The organism is Pseudonocardia sp. ICBG162 (assembly GCF_020496225.1).
Lineage (GTDB): Bacteria > Actinomycetota > Actinomycetes > Mycobacteriales > Pseudonocardiaceae > Pseudonocardia > Pseudonocardia alni.
This window is the reverse complement of record NZ_JAHLJD010000017.1, coordinates 734,562-754,868: the sequence shown is the minus strand read 5'-3', so window position 1 is coordinate 754,868 and position 20,307 is coordinate 734,562. Positions and strand designations below refer to the sequence as shown.

General features: G+C 75.7%; 17 protein-coding genes. 8 read left to right on the top strand and 9 right to left on the bottom strand.

What is annotated here, in order from left to right:
* Nucleotides 1-7: 7 nt before the first annotated feature.
* Together KPL60_RS17680 and KPL60_RS17675 are read right to left on the bottom strand one after the other, a co-directional pair.
* Complete coding sequence (locus KPL60_RS17680) at nt 8-1,651, bottom strand: amidohydrolase (protein WP_226366507.1); 1,644 nt, start codon at nt 1,649-1,651, stop codon at nt 8-10.
* A 42-nt stretch (nt 1,652-1,693) separates the two neighbouring features.
* Nucleotides 1,694-3,115, bottom strand: coding sequence for an APC family permease (locus KPL60_RS17675; protein ID WP_226366506.1), 1,422 nt, complete (start codon nt 3,113-3,115; stop codon nt 1,694-1,696).
* 335 nt (nt 3,116-3,450) lie between these two features.
* On the opposite strand from KPL60_RS17675, the gene KPL60_RS17670 reads away from it, so the two are divergent.
* Nucleotides 3,451-4,431 carry a helix-turn-helix domain-containing protein gene (locus KPL60_RS17670; protein WP_226366505.1) on the top strand — a complete coding sequence of 327 codons (981 nt, stop codon included), beginning with the start codon at nt 3,451-3,453 and terminating at the stop codon, nt 4,429-4,431.
* Nucleotides 4,432-4,445: 14 nt separating this feature from the next.
* Here the strand turns inward: KPL60_RS17670 and KPL60_RS17665 are convergent, their stop codons facing one another.
* The 3 genes from KPL60_RS17665 to KPL60_RS17655 are packed head-to-tail and all read right to left on the bottom strand — an operon-like array spanning nt 4,446 to nt 8,004.
* Nucleotides 4,446-6,098 carry an HlyD family efflux transporter periplasmic adaptor subunit gene (locus tag KPL60_RS17665; protein WP_226366504.1) on the bottom strand — a complete coding sequence of 551 codons (1,653 nt, stop codon included), beginning with the start codon at nt 6,096-6,098 and terminating at the stop codon, nt 4,446-4,448.
* A gap of 20 nt (nt 6,099-6,118) precedes the next feature.
* The gene (locus KPL60_RS17660; protein ID WP_161151480.1) at nt 6,119-7,339 is read right to left on the bottom strand and encodes an ABC transporter permease; all 1,221 of its coding nucleotides are present in this window, start codon (nt 7,337-7,339) and stop codon (nt 6,119-6,121) included.
* The gene (locus KPL60_RS17655; protein WP_226366503.1) at nt 7,336-8,004 is read right to left on the bottom strand and encodes an ABC transporter ATP-binding protein; all 669 of its coding nucleotides are present in this window, start codon (nt 8,002-8,004) and stop codon (nt 7,336-7,338) included. Before KPL60_RS17655 ends, KPL60_RS17660 begins: the two co-directional genes overlap by 4 nt.
* 284 nt (nt 8,005-8,288) lie before the next feature.
* Between KPL60_RS17655 and KPL60_RS17650 the strand changes: the two genes are divergently transcribed.
* On the top strand, nt 8,289-8,744 hold the full coding sequence (locus tag KPL60_RS17650) for a MarR family winged helix-turn-helix transcriptional regulator (protein ID WP_226350440.1): 456 nt from the start codon (nt 8,289-8,291) through the stop codon (nt 8,742-8,744).
* On the opposite strand, the gene KPL60_RS17645 is transcribed toward KPL60_RS17650, so the two are convergent.
* Together KPL60_RS17645 and KPL60_RS17640 are read right to left on the bottom strand one after the other, a co-directional pair.
* Nucleotides 8,696-9,949, bottom strand: a complete 1,254-nt coding sequence (locus KPL60_RS17645) for an FAD-dependent monooxygenase (RefSeq protein WP_226366502.1) — start codon at nt 9,947-9,949, stop codon at nt 8,696-8,698. The two genes, KPL60_RS17650 and KPL60_RS17645, sit on opposite strands and share 49 nt — an antisense overlap.
* Nucleotides 9,950-9,979: 30 nt before the next feature.
* On the bottom strand, nt 9,980-10,804 hold the full coding sequence (locus KPL60_RS17640; RefSeq protein ID WP_255656158.1) for an LLM class flavin-dependent oxidoreductase: 825 nt from the start codon (nt 10,802-10,804) through the stop codon (nt 9,980-9,982).
* A gap of 117 nt (nt 10,805-10,921) precedes the next feature.
* Between KPL60_RS17640 and KPL60_RS17635 the strand changes: the two genes are divergently transcribed.
* From KPL60_RS17635 to KPL60_RS17620, 4 genes are all read left to right on the top strand, one after another.
* Entirely contained in the window at nt 10,922-11,488 is a 567-nt protein-coding gene (locus KPL60_RS17635) for a TetR/AcrR family transcriptional regulator (protein WP_226350442.1), read from the top strand.
* Between the two features lie 78 nt (nt 11,489-11,566).
* Nucleotides 11,567-12,115 (top strand): 2Fe-2S iron-sulfur cluster-binding protein, encoded by a 549-nt coding sequence (locus KPL60_RS17630; RefSeq protein ID WP_062396781.1) that lies wholly within the window; start codon nt 11,567-11,569, stop codon nt 12,113-12,115.
* Entirely contained in the window at nt 12,112-13,128 is a 1,017-nt protein-coding gene (locus KPL60_RS17625) for a xanthine dehydrogenase family protein subunit M (RefSeq protein ID WP_226366501.1), read from the top strand. Before KPL60_RS17630 ends, KPL60_RS17625 begins: the two co-directional genes overlap by 4 nt.
* On the top strand, nt 13,125-15,239 hold the full coding sequence (locus KPL60_RS17620) for a xanthine dehydrogenase family protein molybdopterin-binding subunit (protein WP_226366500.1): 2,115 nt from the start codon (nt 13,125-13,127) through the stop codon (nt 15,237-15,239). Before KPL60_RS17625 ends, KPL60_RS17620 begins: the two co-directional genes overlap by 4 nt.
* Here KPL60_RS17620 and KPL60_RS17615 read toward each other — a convergent pair.
* Nucleotides 15,211-15,897: a gamma-glutamyl-gamma-aminobutyrate hydrolase family protein gene (locus KPL60_RS17615; protein ID WP_226350445.1), complete on the bottom strand. Its 687-nt coding sequence runs from the start codon at nt 15,895-15,897 to the stop codon at nt 15,211-15,213. The genes KPL60_RS17620 and KPL60_RS17615 overlap by 29 nt on opposite strands.
* A 116-nt stretch (nt 15,898-16,013) precedes the next feature.
* Here KPL60_RS17615 and KPL60_RS17610 point away from each other — a divergent pair, with 116 nt between their 5' ends.
* Nucleotides 16,014-17,153: an FUSC family protein gene (locus KPL60_RS17610; protein WP_226366499.1), complete on the top strand. Its 1,140-nt coding sequence runs from the start codon at nt 16,014-16,016 to the stop codon at nt 17,151-17,153.
* A 153-nt stretch (nt 17,154-17,306) separates the two neighbouring features.
* Entirely contained in the window at nt 17,307-18,107 is an 801-nt protein-coding gene (locus tag KPL60_RS17605; RefSeq protein WP_226366498.1) for a GAF and ANTAR domain-containing protein, read from the top strand.
* On the opposite strand, the gene KPL60_RS17600 is transcribed toward KPL60_RS17605, so the two are convergent.
* Complete coding sequence (locus tag KPL60_RS17600) at nt 18,064-20,256, bottom strand: cation-translocating P-type ATPase (protein WP_226350646.1); 2,193 nt, start codon at nt 20,254-20,256, stop codon at nt 18,064-18,066. The two genes, KPL60_RS17605 and KPL60_RS17600, sit on opposite strands and share 44 nt — an antisense overlap.
* Nucleotides 20,257-20,307 lie beyond the last annotated feature (51 nt).

The following is a 20,307-nucleotide window of genomic DNA, read 5'->3' as shown; positions in this document are numbered from 1 at the left end:
GGCGGCCTCACCCGTGCTCCCGGCGGAACACCTCACGACCGGCGAACCAGGTCGCCAGGACCCGGGTCCCGGCGATCTCGTCGTGCGGCACGGTCAGCGGGTCGGCGTCGAGCACGGCCAGGTCGGCCGAGCGGCCCGGGGTGAGCGCGCCGGTGACGTCGTCGATCCCGGCGGCCCGGGCCGCGCCGAGGGTGGCCGCGTGCAGCGCCTCGTCCGGGGTCAGCGCCTGCTCGGGCCACAGCCGTCCCGGCGCGGTGCCGGTCGGGTCGGCCCGGGTGACCAGCCCCTGCAGGCCCGGCCACGGGTCCGGCGACCCGACGACCGGCCAGTCCGAGCCGACGGCGAGCAGCACCCCCGACCGCAGCAGGTCCCGGTTGGGGTGGATGCGCCGCGCCCGCTCCCGCGGCACGCAGGCGCAGATCGCGTCGACCACCGGCGAGGGGAACCACAGCGCCGGGGACAGGTCCGCGACGACACCCAGCGCGGCGAGCCTGCCCAGGTCGGCGTCGGCGACGTACTGCCCGTGCGCCAGGTGGAAGCGGGTGCCGGTGTGCCCCGCGGCCCGCACCGCGGCGACGGCGTCGAGGAACACCCGGACCGACCGGTCGCCGGTGCAGTGCACCTTGGCCCCGATCCCCATCGCCGCGAAGCCCAGCAGGTGCCCGGTGAGCTCCTCGGTGGTCATCGCGGTGTGTCCGCGCCAGTCGTCGCCGTGGGTGTCGTCGGGCAGGTAGGGGTCGAGGAACGCCGCGGTGCGCGAGGGCGGGATGCCGTCGAGGAAGACCTTCACGAACGTCGGCCGGTGCCGCCGCCCGGCCAGCGGCAGCGCCCGCTCGACCAGCTCGGCGCCGACCGGTGCGGACCCGAACACCGGGTCGAGCACCGGCATCGAGGTGACCGCCCAGGCGTCGAGCCGGTCCTCGGCGTCGAGCCGGTGCAGCGCCCGCAGCAGCGGCAGCGACGACGCCGCGTCCTGGAACCCGGTGACGCCGTGGGAGTGCAGGATCCCCACCGCGTGCCGGACCGCCTCGGCGTCGTCCACCCCGTCGCCGTCGGCGGCGCAGACCCGTTCGACGGCGACCGCGGCGGCCTCGACGAGCACCCCCGCCGGGCTGCGGCCGTCGGCGTCGCGCAGGATCCGCCCGCCCGCCGGGTCCGGGGTGTCCGCGGAGATCCCGGCCCGGTCCAGCGCCGCGGAGCTGACCCAGCGGTTGTGGCAGCTGTCGTCGCGCAGCAGCACCGGCCGGTGTCCCGCGGCGGTGTCGAGGCGGGCCAGCACCCCCGGCGCGGCGAGCGCGTCGAGCAGCCCGCAGTCCCAGCCGCCGCCGACCAGCCAGGCACCCTCCGGGAGCCCGGCCGCGCGCCGGGCGACGGCGTCGAGCAGGGCGCCGACCCCGGCGTCGCCGGCCAGGCGCAGCTCGGCGAGCTCCGCCCGGCCGGCGACGAGCACGTGGTTGTGCACGTCGACCAGGCCCGGGACCAGCACGGCGTCGCCGTGGTCGACCCGGCGGGCCCCGGCCGGGGCGGCGTCGAGCAGCTCGTCACCGCCGACGGCGACGATCGTCGCGCCGGTCGTCGCGAGGACGGTGGCGGGAGAGCCGTCGGGGGTGTGGACGCGGGCGGCGCGGTGGACGGTGTCGATCCCGGTCACGGGCGGGTCCCTCCTGGTCGGTATGCGGGGGAGCGGGACGGGTCAGTGCAGGGCGGGGTCGTCGCGTGCCGGTTCCGGTGCGACGGCCGTGCGCCGTGCCCCGCCGAGGACGACGCCCCCGACGAGCACCACCACGACCAGGGCGAGCAGGACGCCGGCCAGGCCCGCCGACCCGCCGATCAGCGTGGTGAAGTTGACCAGCACCAGGGAGAGGATCCCGGCGATGCCGAGCAGCCCCAGCGTCGGCGCGACCCGGGTGTTCCAGGTGCGGGTGTCGGCCCGGGTGCGGGCGAAGAACACCAGCACGGCGACCGCGGTGAGCAGCATCAGGACGAGCACCGCGACCGTCGCCAGCCCGGACATCCAGGGGAACAGCGTGGTGACCGGGTCACCGCCGGCGACGGCGAACAGCGCCAGCACGAGCACCGCGGACACGGTCTGCACCAGCGAGCCGACGTGCGGGGAGCCGTGGCGGGGATGGGTCCGCGACAGCACCGTGGGCAGCGCCCCGCGGCGGCCCAGGGAGAACAGGTACCGGGCGACGGCGTTGTGGAAGGCCAGCAGCGCGGCGAACAGGCTGGTCAGCAGCAGGACCGGCAGCACGTCGGCGAACCACGGGCCCACGTAGGTGGCGGCCGCGGCGAACACCAGCCCGGTCGGGTCGGCCTGTGCGGCGGCCTCGACCCGGCTCGGTCCGAACGCGACGACGACCGCCCAGCTGGCCACGGTGTAGAACGCGCCGATGAACAGCACTGCCACGTAGGTCGCGATCGGCACCGTGCGGCGCGGCTCGCGGGCCTCCTCGGCGTAGATGGCCGTCGCCTCGAACCCGACGAAGGACGCGACCGCGAACATGACCGCGATCCCGGGCGCCCCGGACAGGAACGTCGAGGGGGCGAACGAGGTGGCCGACCAGCCCTCCGGGCCGCCGGTCACCAGGATCCCGGCGACCAGCGCCGTGACCACCGCGATCTCGACGACCAGCAGCGTGCCCAGCACCTTGGCGCCGACGTCGATGCTCCGGTAGCCGAGCAGCGCCACGACGGCGACGAGCAGCGCGGCGAGCAGCCACCACGGCAGCTCCGGGCCGCCGAACTGCACGACGATCCCGCGCAGCGTCACCGCGGCGAGGCCGTAGACGGCCGCCTGGATCGCGGTGTAGGCGAGCAGCGCGAGGCCGCCCGCGCCGAGCCCGAGCCGGGCGCCGAGCCCGTGGCTGACGTAGGCGTAGAAGGCGCCGGCGTCGACGACGAAGTGGCTCATCGCCGCGTAGCCGACGCTGAACAGCAGCAGCACCACCGCGACCAGCGCGTAGGCCAGCGGCACACCGGCCCCGTTGGACCCGGCGAGCATCACGGGCAGCGCGCCACCGACGGTGGTCAGCGGGGCCGCGGCGGCGACCACCAGGAAGACGATCCCCGCGACGCCGATGGAGCCGCGCAGCGAGTGCCCGGGGTCAGCCACGGCGCACCCCGCGGTCGGTCGCGGTGCCGGGACGGTTCGCGGTGCGGGACGGGCGCGGTGTCATCGGGTTCTCCTCGGTCCTGGGTGGGAGAAGGCTGGTCCGCGCCCGTGCCCCCGACAAGGCCCCCGCGCCGGGCCGCCGCGCCCCCGCCGCACGGGCCACGCCCGTCGGCCCGCACCGGCGATCCGGCCGCCGACCTGCGGATCCGGCCCCGCCGCGGTCCCGGCGACGGCGACGCCGGCCACCGGTCCCGCCCGCCCACCCGTGCGCCGACGGTCAAGGCGCACCGCGCCCAGGTCCAAGCCGCCCACCACCCGTCACCCCGGAGGCACCGATGACCGACACCGCCACGTGGCCCGCCCCGCCCGCGTCCCGCGACCTCCGCGCCTGGTCGCGTACGGTGGGCGACCACTTCCCGCCGCTGCGGCTGACCGCGCACGGCGCCGTCGACCGGTTCACCGGGCACGGCGTCGTCCGGCGGTCCGGGCCGCTGGTGCTGGGGGATCTGGCCGCGGGTACCGCGCACACGGTGCGGCGCGTCCCGGGCGGCGAGCGCCTCGGCCTGTGCAAGGTGTCCTACCAGCTCGCGGGACGCTCGGTGGTCACCCAGGCCGGGCACCGCACGGTGCTGCGGCCGGGCGACATGGTCGTCTACGACGTCGACCTGCCCTACGCCGTGGACAACGAGGCGGGGTTCCGCAGCCTGGTGCTGATGCTGCCGCGCGCCGACCTGGGCCTGGACGGCGGCCCGGGGGAGGGCAGCGGGGTGCGGATGTCCGACCGCGACGGCCTCGGCCTGCTCCTCGGGCCGATGCTGCGCCAGCTCGCGGGCGCCGAGGAGCTGCTCACCGGGGCCCGGGCGCCCCGGGTCCGCCGGGTCCTGACCGACCTGCTGGCCGCGGCCGTCGCCGAGCGGCGTCGCGACGGGCACCCGGCCGGGCCGCTCGCCCCGGTCCTGGACTGGCTCGACGACCACCTCGCCGACGACGACCTCTCACCCGGCCGGGTCGCCGCGGCGCACTACATGTCGACCCGGCGGCTGCAGGAGCTGTTCCGGGCCGAGGGCACGTCGGTGTCGTGCTGGGTGCGCGCCCGCCGTCTGGAGCGCTGCCTGCGCGACCTGCGGGACCCGCTGCTGGCGGGCGAGCCGGTCGGGTCGACCGGGCGGCGCTGGGGGTTCGCCGACCCGGCGCACTTCTCCCGGACCTTCCGCGCCCGCTACGGGGTGGCGCCCCGGCAGGTGCGGTCGACGCCGGGTCCCGCGGCGATGGTCACGTCCTCGACCTCCGCGATCGACGGCGGCATGAGCGGCTGACCCGCACCGGCGGGTCAGTTCCCGCCCGCGCCGCCCCCGCCGCCGGGGCGGCCCGGCGTCGCCTCGACGGTGGCCTGCGGCAGCAGGACCTGCTGGCCGTCGTCGAGGCCGGACCGGACCTCGGTGAACTGGTCGCCGACCAGGCCGGGGACGAACTGCCGGGTCACCGCGGCGCCGTCGTCGCCGGGCACGTCGACGACCGAGCGGCCGCCCTCCTGCCGGACGGCGGTGTTCGGCACCCGCAGCACCCCGTTGCGGGCCTCGGTGCGCACGTCGGCCTGCGCGGTCTGGCCGTCGCGCAGCTGCGGGTCGGTGCGGTTCAGCACGACGGTCGCGTAGTAGCTCACGACGCCCGACAGCTGCGTCGCGGTCGGCGCGACGGCCACCACGGTCGCCGGCAGGCTCACCCCGGGCAGCGCGTCGACGGTGACGTCGACGGTCTGGTTCGGGGCGACCCGGGCGGCGTCGCTCTCCTCGAACGGGACGACCAGCTGGTAGGTCTGCAGGTCGTTGAGGGTGAGGAACGGTGCCCCGCCGGCCGCGGACGCGCCGCCCCCGGTGGCTCCCGCGCCGCCCGAGGCCGCCGAGGCCGACCCGACGGCCTGCGGGATCCGGGCGTCGGTGCCGGGGGCGAGCGCGGTCGCGGCGTTCGCGGCGGGCACGACGTCGCCCACCGCGCCGTTGATCGCGGACACGGTGCCGGCGACCGGGGCGCGCAGCAGGGTGTCGTCGAGGGCGCGCTGGGCGTCGGCGAGGGTGTTGCGGGCGTCGGCGACCACGGCGTCCTGCACCGCGACGTCGGCCGGTGCGTCGTTGTTCGCCCCGGTGAGCTGGGAGCGGGCGTCGGACACCGCGCTCTCGGCGTTCGCGATCGACACCCGGCCGGAGGCGGCACCGGTGTCGCGGCTGCCCTCGGCCTGCGACAGCGCCGTCTGCGAGGTGATGACCTGGCCCTTCGCCGTCGTCACGGCCTGCTCGTCGGCGGCGACGGCGGTGCAGGCCGGGTCGGTCGTGGCCGCGCCGAGGCCGGACCCGCCCGACGCGCCGGACCCGCCGGACAGGCCGCCGAGCAGTCCGCCGCCGGACGGGTCGGCAGTGGGCTCGGGGGTGGCGGTCGCGGTGCTGCCACCGGAGCGCTTGCAGGCCCGCCGGTCGGTCTCCAGCTGCTGCTGGGCCGCGGCGAGCTGCTTGCGGTCGAAGGCGAGCTGGACCTTCGCCCGCTCGACGGCGGTGTCGTTGGCCGCGTTCTGCGCGCCGACCTGGTCCCGGGTCGCGGCCAGCACCGACTCGGCCGAGGCCAGCGACGCCTGCGCGGCCTCGACGGTGTTCGCGCCGGTCAGCTTGCCCAGCGACGCCTGCTGCTGGTCCAGCCCGGCCTGCGCGGAGGCGACCTTCGACCGGGCCTCGGCGTCGTCGAGCCGGGCCAGCGGCTGCCCCGCCGCGACGGTCTCGCCGACCTCGACCAGCAGCTCGGTGATCCGGCCGCCGTCGGTGAACCCGAGGTTCTGCTGGGTGATCGACACCAGCGACCCCGACGCCGACACCCCGGTGGAGACCACACCCCGGTCGACGACGGCCGCCGGCGGCGGCTGGTCCCCTCCGGTGCAGGCCGTGAGGCCGACGAGTCCGGCGAGCAGCAGGCTGCCCGCGAGCCGCAGTCGGGTCATGAAGTGCTCCTCAGCTGCTGTCACTGGTGCCGCAGGGCGTCGATGGGCCGCATCCGTGCGGCCCGGTTGGCGGGGAAACCGCCCGCGAGCAGCCCGATCAGCAGGCTCACCCCGAAGGCGAGCACCACCGATCCGGCCGACACCGTCGGGGCGGGGAAATCGGGTACGAGGCGGGGCAGGACGATCCCGGCCAGCACGGACACGCCGACGCCGACCAGGATCCCGATGACCCCGCCGATGCCGGTCAGCACCATCGCCTCGATGAGGAACTGCTGCAGGATCGCGCGGCGGCGCGCGCCGATGGCCTTGCGGATGCCGATCTCGCGGGTCCGCTCGGTCACCGTGACCAGCATGATGTTGGCGACGCCGATGCTCCCGACCAGCAGCGAGATGCCCGCGACCGCCGCGACGAAGATCGTCACGAAGCTCAGGACCTGCGAGGACTGGTCGAGCAGGCTCTGCAGCGCGGTGACGGTGTAGTCGCGGTCCTGCGGGTCGTCGATGCGGTGCCGGTCGTCGAGGACCGTCGTGACCTGCTCGACCGCCTGCGGCACCGCGTCGGTGGACACCGCGCGCACGGTGATCTGGTCGACGACGTCGCCGCCACCGGTCAGGTAGGCGCGCGCGGCGCCCAGCGGCATGACGGCGATGTCGTCCTGCTGGCCGTTGGCGGCGAGCACGCCGATCACCCGGAACGAGGTACGGCCGATCCGCACCTCCGAGCCCAGCGCGTCGCCGGCGCGGCCGCCGAACAGCGTCGCCACCGGGTTGGGGCCGAGCACGACGACCTTCGCCCGGGTCGTGGCCTGCCGGTCGTCGAAGAACGACCCGACGACGAGCTCCCGGTTGGTGATGTCGAGGTAGTCGGCGTCGGCGCCGGTCACGCCGCTGCGGACGCTCCCGCCACCGGCCAGCTGCAGCTGCGCCGAGCCGGTCACCGTCGGGCTGACCGAGGCGACCGCGGGTGCGGAGGCCCGGTCGCGCAGGGCGCGCACGTCGGCGTCGGTGAGGTCGCGCGGGGTGCCGCTGCCGCTGATGCCACCGCGGTCCGGGGTGATCTGGATCTGGTTGGCGAGCGGGCCGAACGCGTCGGCGACGAAGCGCTGCAGACCGTTGCCGAACGCGACCAGCACGATCACCGCGGCGACCCCGATGATGATCCCGAGCATCGTCAGCAGCGACCGCAGCGGCCCGGCCCGCAGGCCCCGTACCGCGATCCGCGCGGACTCCCAGATCGTCATCGGCGCTCGTCACCCACGATCCGGCCGTCGCGCAGGGTCACGACCCGCTTGGCGAACTCCGCGACCTCGGGCTCGTGGGTGATCAGCACGACGGTGCGGCCGCTCTCGTTCAGCTCCACGAACAGGTTCATGACGTCGGTGGTCGAGGCGGTGTCGAGGTTCCCCGTCGGCTCGTCGGCCAGGATCATCGACGGGTCGGTGACCAGGGCACGGGCCACCGCGACGCGCTGCTGCTGGCCGCCGGAGAGCTCGTTGGGCCGGTGGTCGCCGTGGTCGCCGAGCCCGACCCGCTCCAGCGCGCGCCGCGCCCGGCCCCGGCGGTCGCGCCCACCGGCGTAGACCAGCGGCAGCTCCACGTTGGCCAGCGCCGAGGTGCGCGGCAGCAGGTTGAACGACTGGAAGACGAAACCGATCTTCTGCAGCCGGACGTCGGCGAGCCGGTTGTCCGACATCCGGCCGACGTCGATGCCGTCGAGCCGGTAGGCGCCGGAGCTCGGCACGTCGAGGCAGCCGAGGATGTTCATCATCGTGGACTTGCCCGAGCCGGAGGGACCCATGATCGCGACGAGGTCGCCGTCGTCGACGTGCAGGTCCACGGCGTCGAGTGCGCGCAGCTCGAGGGCTCCGGTCCGGTAGACCTTGGAGACCCCCTCCAGCTCGATCACGATTCCGGAGATTACGCACGGTGCGGTTCCGGGAAATCGTCGGGTCGTCGTCGGGAATGGTGCGCAGAAATGCGTCGTCACCCGATCGGGTGGATGGTCGCGCAGGGCCGTCACCTGCGGGTCGTCGATCAGTTAACGCGGAATCATCCCCATTCCGCGGTGGCGAGCGGGGAGTCGTCCCCGGGTCGGCGTCGCGAATTCGTGACCACCTCGTGACCGGTCCCGTCGCGGATGCGGCCGGGCCCGTCCGGATACGGTGCCGTGGACCGACGCCGGGAGGCCGCATGGGCGAGCGACGACACCTGCTGGAGGGGCTCGCCGGCCCGACCGTCGCGCTGGAGGCGGTGAACCGGGCGACCCACGAGTTCACCGGCAGGCAGGCCCGGCGGGCGGGGCTGCACCCGACCGACCTGTGGGCGCTGCGGCTGCTCGACGTCCACGGCTCGCTCGGGCCGACCGAGCTGGCCCGGCGGCTGGACCTGCGGCCGGCCTCCACCACCGCGCTGATCGACCGGCTCGAGGCGGCCGGCCACCTCGAGCGGGTGCCCGACCCGCACGACCGCCGCCGGGTCACCGTGCGCTCGCGGGAGGAGTCCTTCCGCGCGCGGCTCGCGCAGTGGGAGCCGGTCGTGCGGGCCCTCGACGACGTCGCCCGCCGCCTCTCCGACGACGAGGGCGCGGTCGTCGAGCGCTACCTGCGCGCGGTCGTCGCCACGCTCGACGAGCTCGGCGCCGGATAGTCCGGGAGCCGGAACGCGTCGACCGCGCCGGTCGGCGTGGCCCCGAGCAGTCCGGTGACCCGCTTCCCGACCGGGCTCGCGACGGCCCGGAACGCGGTGCGCAGCGTCCGGATCCCGGCCCGGGTCCGCGGGTTGGCCAGCGTCAGCGGCGGCAGCTTCTGCGCCTGCTCGGTCGCGGGCCGCAGCAGCTCCTCGTAGCGGCGCAGCGCACCCGCGGTGTCGCCGGGGCGCGAGGCCAGCTCCCCGGCCAGCACGTAGGCACCGATCAGGGCCAGGCTCGTGCCCCCGCCGCCCAGTGGCGACGGGCAGTACGCGGCGTCGCCGAGCAGCACCACCCGTCCCGAGCTCCAGTGCGGGGCCATGACCTGCCCGACGGCGTCGAAGTACATCGGCGCTCCGTCCGGCCCGTCGCCGAGCTCGCGCAGGATCCGCGGGGCGACCCAGCCCGCGTCGGCGAAGGTCTGCCGCAGGACGGTGCGGACGTCGGCGTCGCCGAGGGTCTCCAGGCCGCGCACCCCGGACAGGAAGGTCAGCATGGCGCGGGTGGTGCCCAGGTTGTCCGGGCGCAGGTGCACCCCGCGCGAGCCGGTCTCGTGGAACCAGTTCCACCAGGCGTCGTCGTCGGCGGTGCGGGGGATCGTCAGGTAGGCGCCGTACAGACCGGTCTCGCGGACGGTGACGTCGTCGAACACCAGGTCGCGGGTGCGCGACCGCAGTCCCTCGGCGACCACGACGAGGTCGGCGGTGACGGTCGTGCCGTCGTCGAGGGCGACCCGGGCCGGGCCGTCGCCGGTGCCCCGGTCCTCGACGCCGGTGATCCGGGTCCCGAACCGGAACGTCGTGGACCCCGGCGCGGCCTCGATCAGCACCCGGGCCAGCTCGCCGCGCAGGATCTCCAGCTCGGCGGTCGGACCGTCGGTCGACCCGGTCGGGTCCATCGGGATCTCGGCGACCGGGCGCCCGTCGTCGCCGATGACACGGAAGCCGACCTCCTGGGTGCCGGCGGCCCGCACGGCGTCCTCCAGGCCCATGCGGCGCAGGACCTCGCGGGCGGTGCCGCGGACGTCGATGTTGTGCCCCTCGTCGCGCTGCCGCGGCGCGCGCTCCAGGACGGTCGTCCGCCAGCCGTACGCGGCCAGGCGCAGGGCGAGCGCGGAGCCGGCGATGCCGGCGCCGGAGATCAGGGCGTGCCGGGAGGAGGTCATGGTAGTTAGATGACCGAACTACCCGGTCGGCTAAACCTGCGCGACGATCTCGTCGGCCACCCAGCGGGCGGCGCCGTCGGGGAACGGCGCGGGCAGTCCGAGGACCACGTGCCCGAACCCCGCGGCGACGGCGGCGGAGACCCGCTCGCGGGCGTCCTGCGGGTCGTCGTAGGAGACGCCCAGGTGGATCGACCGGGTGATCTCCGCCGGGTCCCGGCCGATGTCGGCGCACAGCCCGTCGAGCATCGCGCTGCGGGCGACGGCGTCGTCGAGGTCGCCGCCGGGGATGTTCCAGACGTCGGCGTGCCGTGCCGCGATCCGCAGCGTCGCCCTGGCCCGCCCGCCGATCACGATCGGCGGGTGGGCCTGCACCGGTTTCGGGCTGCCGAACGCGCCGGTGAGCCGCACCTGCTCGCCGTCGACGTCGAACGGCTCGGTCTCGGTCCACAGCCGCCGGATCACCGTGCAGGCCTCGTCGAGCGCGGTGACGGCGTCGGCGGTGGCGGCGAAGGGCAGGCCGTGCGCCTCGTACTCGCGGCGGGCGAGCGGGTGGTCCGGGCGGGACCCGACGCCGATGCCCAGGTCGAGCCGCCCGCCGGAGACGACGTCGACCGTCGTCGCGATCTTGGCCAGCACCGCGGGCGGGCGGAACCGGTTGCTGGTGACCAGCAGGCCCAGACGCAGCCGTCGGGTCCGTGCGGCCAGCGCGGACAGGGTGGTCCAGCCGTCGAGGGCCGGCCCCAGCGGGTCGCCGCCGATCGGCATGAGGTGGTCGAACAGCCAGGCGTGCTCGATGCCGGGCAGCTCGTCGGCCTCGAGCCAGACGCGCAGCAGGTCGTCGTAGGTGGTCTGCATCTGGGCGGTCATGATGCCGATGGACGCTCGGGGCACGGGGGCTCCTGCGGGAGATGAAACGGAACAATGTTCCGGGTACGATACGGAACAGTGTTCCGGTCGGCAAGGGAGTGTGCGGTGGGTGTGCAGCGGGAACCGGTCCGGTCCGACGCCCGGCGCAGCCGTGCCGCCCTGCTCGAGGCCGCCGCGGCCGAGTTCGTGACCGCGGGCGTCGACGCGCCGGTCCGGGCGATCGCCGCCCGTGCCGGTGTCGGCGTGGGGACGGTCTACCGGCACTTCCCGACCCGGCCCGACCTGGTCGTCGCCGTCTACCGGCACCAGGTCGAGGGGTGCGCGGCGGCCGCACGGACCTGCCTCGACGCCGGTCCGACGCCGTTCGACGCCCTCACGGCCTGGGTCGGGGAGTTCGTCGACCTGCTCGTCACCAAGCACGGGCTGGTCGCGATGCTCGTCCACGACGACGGCCGCTCCGCCGCGCTGCACGAGCTGTTCCTGGAGCGGCTGCTGCCGGCGGGGGAGGAGATCGTCCGGGCGGCACGGGAGGCCGGGCAGCTGCCGTCCGACGTCACCGCCTACGAGGTGCTGCGGGGGATCGGCAACCTGTGCTTCGGCGCCGAGGCCGATCCCGCCTACGACGCCCGCCGCGCCGTCGGCTTCTTCCTCGCGGGCCTCCGGGTTGCGTAACCGGAACACCGTTCCTATATTTCCGGAGGAGGCTCCGTTTCAAGGTCTCCACTCCGTCTCCCGAAGGAGCGCACCATCGTGGACTCCACGATCTCCCTCACCGTCGACGGCCGTCGCCACGAGCTGACGGTCGACACCCGGACCACCGTCCTCGACGCGCTGCGTGACCGGCTCGGCGTGACCAGCGCCAAGAAGGGCTGCGACCACGGCCAGTGCGGTGCGTGCACCGTCCTGCTGGCCGCACCCGGCGAACAGGGGCCGGGCCGCCGCGTGCTGTCCTGCCTCTCGCTCGCCGTCGCCCACGACGACGCCGCGGTCACCACCGCCGACGGCCTCGGCACCGGTGCGGACCTGCACCCGCTCGCCGAGGCCTTCGTCGCCCACGACGCCTACCAGTGCGGCTACTGCACCCCCGGCCAGATCTGCTCGGCCGTCGGGATGCTGGACGAGGCCCGCGCCGGGCACCCCAGCGCGGTCACCGCCGACCTGTCCGGCGACGGACCGGCCGTGCTGGACCGCGCCGAGATCGCCGAGCGCCTGTCCGGGAACCTGTGCCGCTGCGCCGCCTACTCCGGCATCGTCGACGCCGTCGGTGCCGTGGGCACCGGGACGGGGGCGTCGCGGTGAAGCCGTTCGCCTACACCCGTCCCGGCGACGCCGCGGCCGCGGTCGCCGCGGTCTCCGCCGACCCGTCCGCCGCCTACCTGGCCGGCGGGACCAACCTCGTCGACCACCTCAAGCTGGGCCTGGTCGAGCCGGGCACGCTCGTCGACGTCACCGGCCTGCTGCCCACCGGGATCACCCCGACCGCCGACGGCGGCCTGTCCATCGGCGCGGGCGCCCGCAACACCGACGTCGCCGTGGACCCGCGGGTCCGACGCGACTACCCGGCGCTGTCCGCGGCGCTGCTCGCCGGGGCCTCGGGGCAGCTGCGCAACATGGCGACGACCGGCGGGAACCTGTTGCAGCGCACCCGCTGCTCCTACTTCGCCGACCTCACCGCGCCCTGCACCAAGCGCGACCCCGGGCAGGGCTGCTCCGCGCAGCACGGCTGGGCCCGCCACCACGCGATCCTCGGCGCACCCGAGGGCGGCTGCATCGCGACCCACCCGTCGGACATGGCGGTCGCGCTGGCCGCGTTCGACGCCCGCGTGCACGTCCTCGGCCCGGACGGGGAGCGCACCGTCGCCGCCACCGAGCTGCACCGGCTGCCCGGCGACGACCCGGGCCGCGACACCGTGCTGGAGCACGGGGAGCTGATCACCTCGGTCGAGCTGCCCGCGCTGCCGGTCGCCGCGCACTCCACCTACCGCAAGGTCCGCGACCGCGCCTCGTACGCGTTCGCGCTGGTGTCGGTCGCCGCGGCCCTCGACGTCGCCGACGACGGCACCGTCCGCGACGTGCGGATCGCCCTCGGCGGGGTCGCGCACCGGCCGTGGCGGGCGCACCGCGCCGAGCAGGCGCTGCTCGGCGGGCCCGCCACCGACGAGGCGTTCCGCGCCGCCGCGGCGGCCGAGACCGCCGACGCCCGCGCCGTCGACACCGCCGTCGGCGGCAACGCCTTCAAGATCCCGCTGGTGGCCGGCACGGTCACCGCCACCCTGCGCGGCCTCGCCGCGCACCGGACGGAGGCCGCATGACCAGCACCGTCACCCCCGGCACCACGACCGACGGCGCCGCAGGCACGTCGCACACCCGGATCGAGGGCCCCGCCAAGGTCACCGGCAACGCCGTCTACGCCTACGAGCAGGACGCCGCCGCACCGCTGCACCTGCGCGGCGTCGGGGCGACGATCGCCCGCGGCCGGGTCCGCTCGGTCGACACCACCGCCGCGGCCGCGGTCCCCGGGGTGGTCGCCGTCCTGACCCCGGACACCGCGCCCCGCCTCGACGACGGCGCGAACACCGAGCAGGCCGTCCTGCAGACCGGCGCCGTGCACCACCGCGGCCAGTACGTCGCCGCGGTGCTCGCCGAGACCGCCGAGGCGGCCCGGGAGGCGGCCGACCTCGTCGTCGTCGACTACGACGCGGAGCCCGCCACCACCGCGTTCGACCCGGGGTCGGCCGAGGCCTACACCCCCGAGGTCGTCGTCGCGTTCCCGCCGGACACCCGCACCGGCGACCCGGAGACGGCGTTCGACGAGGCCCCCGTGCAGGTCGACGCCACCTACACGACGCCGATCGAGTACCACCACCCGATGGAGCCGCACTCCACCGTCGCGCGGTGGGACGGCGGGCACCTCACGCTGTTCGAGTCCTCGCAGGCCGTCTGGGACGCGCGACGCCAGGTCGCGGCCCTGTTCGGGATCGGCGACGACGCCGTCACCGTCGTCTCGCCGCACGTCGGCGGCGGGTTCGGCACCAAGGGGGCGCTGCACGCGGGGTCGGTCCTGGCGGTGCTCGCCGCGCGCGCGGTCCCCGGCCGGTCGGTGAAGCTGTCGCTGACCCGCCGCGAGATGACCGACACCACCGGGTACCGCCCGGCGACGGTGCAGCGCCTCCGGCTCGGCGCCGGGACCGACGGGCGGCTGCACTCGCTCGGCCACGACGTCGTCGAGTCCGGGGCGCGGATGGCCGAGTTCGGCGAGCCGACCGCGGTGATCAGCAGGCACCTGTACGCGTCGCCGCACCGGCGGACCTCGCACCGGGTCGTGCCGCTGGACCTGTCCACGCCGACGTTCATGCGCGCACCCGGCGAGGCGCCCGGCAGCTTCGGCGCGGAGTCCGCGCTCGACGAACTCGCCGTCGCCCTCGGGATCGACCCGGTCGAGCTGCGGATCCTCAACGAGCCCGACGTCGACCCCGACACCGGCAGGCCGTTCTCCAGCCGCAACCTCGTGGCCTGCCTGCGGCGCGGCGCCGAGCGGTTCGGCTGGGCCGACCGGGACCCGCGCCCGCGCACCCGGCTCGTCGACGGCTGGTGGCACGGCACCGGCGTGGCCGCCGCGTTCTTCCCGTCCTTCGCGATGCCCGGCTCCGCCGCCGCGATCCGGTTCGACGCCGGCGGTGCCGGTGCGCCCGGCCGCTACCGGGTGGACATCGCCGCGGCCGACATCGGGCAGGGCGCCCGCACGGTGCTCACCCAGATCTCCGCCGAGGCGCTCGGGGTGCCACCCGCGCAGGTCGACCTGAACCTGGGCGACACCGGTCTGCCGCACGCGACCGTGGCCGGCGGCTCCGCGGGCACCGCGTCCTGGGCGACGGCGATCGTCGACGCCGCCGACCGGTTCCGCGACAAGTGGGGCACCGACCCCGAGGACGCGGCGGAGGCCGACGGCGTCGCCGGGCACAACCCGGCGATGGCCGAGTACGCGATGGGCGCGCACGGGGCGCACTTCGTCGAGGTCGCGGTGCACGCCGACACCGGGGAGATCCGGGTGCCGCGGATGCTGGGGGTGTTCGCCGCGGGCCGCATCCTCAACCCGCTGACCGCGCGCTCGCAGTTCCTCGGCGGGATGGTGTGGGGGCTGTCGATGGCGCTGCACGAGGAGGGCGTCGTCGACCCGGCCCGCGGGCACGTCGTCAACCACGACCTCGCCGGCTACCACGTGGCGGCGAACGCCGACGTCGGCGACATCGACGCCGAGTGGGTCGACGAGGACGACCCGCACGTCAACCCGGTGGGCGCCAAGGGGATCGGGGAGATCGGGATCGTCGGGGTGGCCGCGGCCGTCGCGAACGCCGCCCACCACGCCACCGGCGTGCGGGTCCGGTCGCTGCCGATCACCCTGGAGCACTTCCTGGGGGCCTGAGCGCGAGCGCCAGGACCCGCTCGGCCCGCTCGGCGAGCCGCTGCGGGTCCTGCGCCGCCGTCGCCGCCCGGAGCGCGTGGGCGTCGAGACCGTCCGGCACGCCGAGGGAGTACCAGCGCTCCAGCAGGTCCACGGTCATCTCGGGGTGGAACTGCACGCCCACGCTGCGACCGGCCACGAACGCCTCGTGCCCGGCCCCGCTGGTGGCGAGCAGCTCCGCCCCGGGCGGCGCGACGAGCTGCTCGGCGTTCCAGCAGAACCACGGCCCGGCCGGGAGGCGGCCGTCGACCGGGTCGACCGGGTGCCATCCGATCCGCGCGGCCGGCAGCGTCGTCCGGGAGCCGCCGAGGGCCTCGGCGAGGAGCTGGGCGCCGAAGCAGACCGCCAGCACCGGCACCCCGGCGTCGTGCGTCCGGCGCAGGAAGGCGACCTCACGGGCCGCCCACCCTGCGATCCGCTCCCTCGGCCACGGCGCGCCGAGCGTGACCACCAGGCCGGCCCCGGTGGGGTCGGGGAACCCGGCGTCGACGTCCGGGGTGTCGTACCGGTCCGCGGGCACCACCGTCGTCCACTCCGGACGGATCCCGCGTCGTTCCAGGGCACGGCCGAGCAGCCCGAGCCCGGCGACGTGGTCGTGGCCGATCACGATGGCGCGCACCGGCACACCCTGCCACCACCCGGGTTTGTCCCGCGCGGTCGCGGGTAGTGCGCGCCCTTCGCGGTCGAACAGCCGGCCCCGCTCCCGCACCACCTGCACGACCGACGGAGCCGTCGTTGATCCCGCACCACCCGAACTCCCCGGCCTCCCCGTTCACCGAGGGACTGCGCCACCGCATGCGGCTGGCCTGGCGCGCCGGCGCCGCGGCCGGCGCCGCCTGGTATCTCGCCACCCTCGTCCCCGGTGTCCTCGGCCAGTACCCCTACTACGCACCGCTCGGTGCCCTGCTCGTCTGCTACCCGACCGTCTTCGACTCGCTGCGCCAGAGCCTGTACGCGGTGCTCGCGACCGGCCTCGGCGTCGGCCTCGGTGCCGCCGCCCTGCACCTGGGCGGCGCGCAGTGGTGGGCGGTGGCCGCGGCCGTCCTCGCCGGCATCGCGGTGGGTGCCGTCCCGATCCTCTCCGCGGCCCGCGACCTCGTCCCCACCGCGGCGCTGTTCACGATCCTCATCGGTGCGACGGACCCGTCCGGCTTCATGGCGGGCTACCTCGGCCAGACCCTGCTCGGCGTGCTCGTCGGGGTCGCGGTCACCCTGGCCCTGCCGCCTCCGCCGCAGAACGCCCGCGCGCACCGAGTGGTGGCGCGGCTGCGCGACGGCATCGCCGACCACCTGCAGGAGATGGCGGAGGTCCTGGCCGAGCGGTGGCCGCCGGAGCGCGAGGAGTGGACCCGCCACCGCCACGACTTCGAGCCGCTGATCGACGCGACCCGGGAGGCGGTCCGCTCCGCCGACGCCGGCCGGCGGGCCAACCTGCGGGCGCGTGCCTACCGGGCCCGCGGCCAGCAGCTCTACGAGGCCGCGCAGACCCTGGAACAGCTCGCGGTGCTCGTCCGCGACATCAGCACGGTCCTGGCCCAGACGGCGTGGGCCGAGCGCACCGTGCTCGTCCTGGACCCGGAGCTGCGCACCCCGGTCGCGGAGGCGATGCGTGACCTGGCCACCGCGATCCGGTCGGCGGAGCTGGCGCACCTCACCCGCGGCCCCGCACCCGCCGGGCTCGACGGGCACCGCCGCCACCTGGCCGCCGCCCGGGAGGCGCTGGACCGGGTCACCGACCGGCTCGACTCCCAGCGCGCGGGCTGGGAGGACAGCCTCGCCGCGTCGGGGATCGTGCTGCACCTGCGGCGTTGCCTGGACCACCTGCACGCCGGACCGGCCGACCGCAGCCCGGATCTGCATCCGGCGGACCGGTGACGTGTGGGCGGCCGCCGACGGGGTACGTCAGGTCCATGTCGGCACTCGTACCCGGGGCGTACGCCGGCCCAGGTCCTGTCGGTTGAGATCCTGCAGCCGGCGGGGCCGCCCCGAACCTCACCTCGATCACCGCGAACGGACGAGGAGCGCCTGATGCCGGGACGCCGGACCTCCTGGACCGAGGACCTGTCCGAGGGGGCGTCGTCGGAGTTCCGCGCCGACGACGACGCCGGGCGCGCGCCCGAGGAGCTGGCCCGGACGATGGCCGGACTGTCGCGTCACCTCTACGCGGCCCGTGACGCGGCCGACGCGTGCGACCGTGTGCTCGAGGCGTGCACCGCGCTCGTCGAGGGCTGCACCCACGCCACGCTCACGCTGACCTCCGGCGGAAAGGTCGCCACCCCGGCGTGCACCGGTCCGGGCGCCCGGACCGTCGACGATCTGCAGCGTGAGCTGGGCGAGGGCCCCTGCCTCCAGGCGATCAGCGCGGACCGCAACGTCGTGTCGGCCGACCTGGGGCACGACGGGCGCTGGCCCCGGTTCGGCCCGGCCGCGGCGCGCCGCGGCATCGGCTCGGTGGTGGCCTCCCGGCTGTTCACCGACGAGCGCACCACCGGCGCCCTGAACGTCTTCGGCGCCGCCGGCGCGTTCGACACCGCCGCCCAGGACCGGATCGCGGTGCTGGCCGCGCACGCCGCCGTCGCGATCGACGCGGTGCGTACGCGGGAGAACCTGCAGGAGGCGGTCCGCAGCAGGCAGGTGATCGGCGAGGCGATCGGCATCCTGCGGGAGCGCTACGGGATCTCCTCGGAGCAGGCGTTCGACCGGCTCACCCGTGCCTCGCAGCACCTCAACATCAAGCTCCGCGCGATCGCCGAGCACCTGAGCCGCGACCCGACGGCGGAGGGGGTCAGTCCGCCAGCGGGCGGAACCGGCGCAGCCGCAGGCTGTTGAGCACCACGCACACCGAGCTGAACGCCATCGCCGCTCCGGCGATCATCGGGTTGAGCAGCCCGAACGCGGCCAGCGGGATCGCGGCCGTGTTGTAGGCGAACGCCCAGAACAGGTTGCCCCGGATCGTGCCCAGGGTGCGCCGGGACAGCCGGACGGCGTCGGCCGCGGCCCGCAGGTCACCCCGGACCAGGGTGATGTCCGACGCCTCGATCGCCACGTCGGTGCCGGTACCCATGGCCAGGCCCAGGTCGGCCCGGGCGAGCGCGGCCGCGTCGTTCACGCCGTCGCCGACCATCGCGACGACCCGGCCCTGCTCCTGCAGCCGCTCCACCACGGCGAGCTTGTCCGCGGGCAGCACGTCGGCGATGACGGTGTCCGGGCCGGGCTCGATGCCGACCTCACGGGCGACGGTCTCGGCGACGGCCCGGTTGTCCCCGGTGAGCAGCACCGGACGCAACCCGAGCCTGCGGAACTCCGCGATCGCCTCGGCCGAGGTCGGCTTGACGGTGTCGGCGACGACGAGCACGGCACGCGCGGCCCCGTCCCACGCGACGGCGACCGTCGTACGGCCCCGCGCGGCCTCGTCCGCGGCGACCGCGGCGAGGTCGTCGGACAGCGGGACCGACCACTGCTCGAGCAGCCGCGGACGGCCGACGAGCACGGCGTGGCCGTCGACGACGCCCTGCACGCCGAGGCCCTCGTGGTTGGTGAAGTCCGTGACGGCGGGCAGGTCACCGACCCGCTCGGCCGCCGCCCCGGCGATCGCGGCGGCGACCGGGTGCTCCGAGGCGCGCTCCAGCGCCCCGGCGAGGCGCAGCACGGTCGCCTCGTCGGTCCCGTCGCCGGTGTGCACGCCGGTCAGCGCCATGGTGCCGGTGGTGACGGTGCCGGTCTTGTCGAGCACGACGGTGTCGACCCGGCGCGTGGACTCCAGGATCTCCGGCCCCTTGATCAGGATGCCGGTCTGGGCGCCGCGCCCGGTGCCGACGAGCAGCGCGGTCGGCGTGGCCAGCCCGAGCGCGCACGGGCACGCGATGATCAGCACGGCGACGGCCGCGGTGAACGCGGTCGAGGCGACGGCGCCGGTGAGGATCCAGACCAGCAGCGTCGCGGCGGCGATCACGGCGACGACGGGCACGAACACCGCGGAGATCCGGTCGGCGAGGCGCTGCACCTCGGCCTTGCCGTTCTGCGCCTCCTCGACCAGCCGCGCCATCTGCGCGAGCGCGGTGTCCGAGCCGACCCGGGTGGCCCGCACGACGAGCCGCCCGCCGGAGTTCACGCACCCGCCGACGACGGTGTCCCCGGCCCGGACCTCGACCGGCACCGACTCGCCGGTCAGCATCGAGACGTCGACCGCCGAGCGGCCGTCGACGACCTCGCCGTCGGTGGCGACCTTCTCCCCGGGGCGCACGACGAACTCCTCGCCCACGGCGAGCTCGTCGACGGCGACGCGCACCTCGGCGCCGTCGCGGAGCACCGTCACGTCCTTCGCGCCCATCTGCAGCAGCGCGCGCAGCGCGGCACCGGCCCGGCGGCGGGAGCGGAGCTCGACGTAGCGCCCGGCCAGCACGAACGTGACGACCGCGGCGACGACCTCCAGGTAGATGTTCCCGCTGCCGTCGGTGCGCGAGATCGTCAGCTCGAAGGGGTGCACCATGCCGGGCATCCCGGCGGTGCCGAGGAACAGCGCGTAGAGCGACCAGGCGAGCGCGGCCGTCGTCCCCATCGAGACGAGGGTGTCCATCGTGGCGGCGCCGTGGCGCAGGTTGGTCCAGGCGGCGCGGTGGAACGGCGCGCCCGCCCAGCCCCAGACCGGCAGTGTCAGCAGCAGCGAGACCCACTGCCAGCCGACGAACTGCCATGCGGGCGTCATCGCGACGACGACGACCGGCACCGACAGCACGGCGGCTCCGATGAGCCGGTTCCGCAGGTCGCGCAGGTCGCGCTCGGGGTCCTCGTCGGCCTCCGCGCTCGGCGGGGTGGCGGTGTAGCCGGCCGCCTCGACGGTCCCGACGAGCGTGTCGATGCCGATCCCACCGGGCGCGCTGACCCGGGCCTTCTCGGTGGCGTAGTTGACGGTGGCGGTGACGCCGTCGAGCTTGTTGAGCTTGCGCTCGATGCGGTTGGCGCAGGACGCACAGGTCATGCCGCCGACGGCGAGCTCGATCTCGGTGACGGTGCTGCCCGCGCCGTTCTC

Bases quoted from the DNA above. Each gene is read 5' to 3' on its own strand.
- KPL60_RS17670 (WP_226366505.1), top strand. From the start codon at position 3,451: ATGACCGACACCGCCACGTGGCCCGCCCCGCCCGCGTCCCGCGACCTC.
- KPL60_RS17665 (WP_226366504.1), bottom strand. From the start codon at position 6,098: ATGACCCGACTGCGGCTCGCGGGCAGCCTGCTGCTCGCCGGACTCGTC.
- KPL60_RS17660 (WP_161151480.1), bottom strand. From the start codon at position 7,339: ATGACGATCTGGGAGTCCGCGCGGATCGCGGTACGGGGCCTGCGGGCC.
- KPL60_RS17650 (WP_226350440.1), top strand. From the start codon at position 8,289: ATGGGCGAGCGACGACACCTGCTGGAGGGGCTCGCCGGCCCGACCGTC.
- KPL60_RS17645 (WP_226366502.1), bottom strand. From the start codon at position 9,949: ATGACCTCCTCCCGGCACGCCCTGATCTCCGGCGCCGGCATCGCCGGC.
- KPL60_RS17640 (WP_255656158.1), bottom strand. From the start codon at position 10,804: ATGCAGACCACCTACGACGACCTGCTGCGCGTCTGGCTCGAGGCCGAC.
- KPL60_RS17620 (WP_226366500.1), top strand. From the start codon at position 13,125: ATGACCAGCACCGTCACCCCCGGCACCACGACCGACGGCGCCGCAGGC.
- KPL60_RS17605 (WP_226366498.1), top strand. From the start codon at position 17,307: ATGCCGGGACGCCGGACCTCCTGGACCGAGGACCTGTCCGAGGGGGCG.
- KPL60_RS17600 (WP_226350646.1), bottom strand. From the start codon at position 20,256: ATGACCTGTGCGTCCTGCGCCAACCGCATCGAGCGCAAGCTCAACAAG.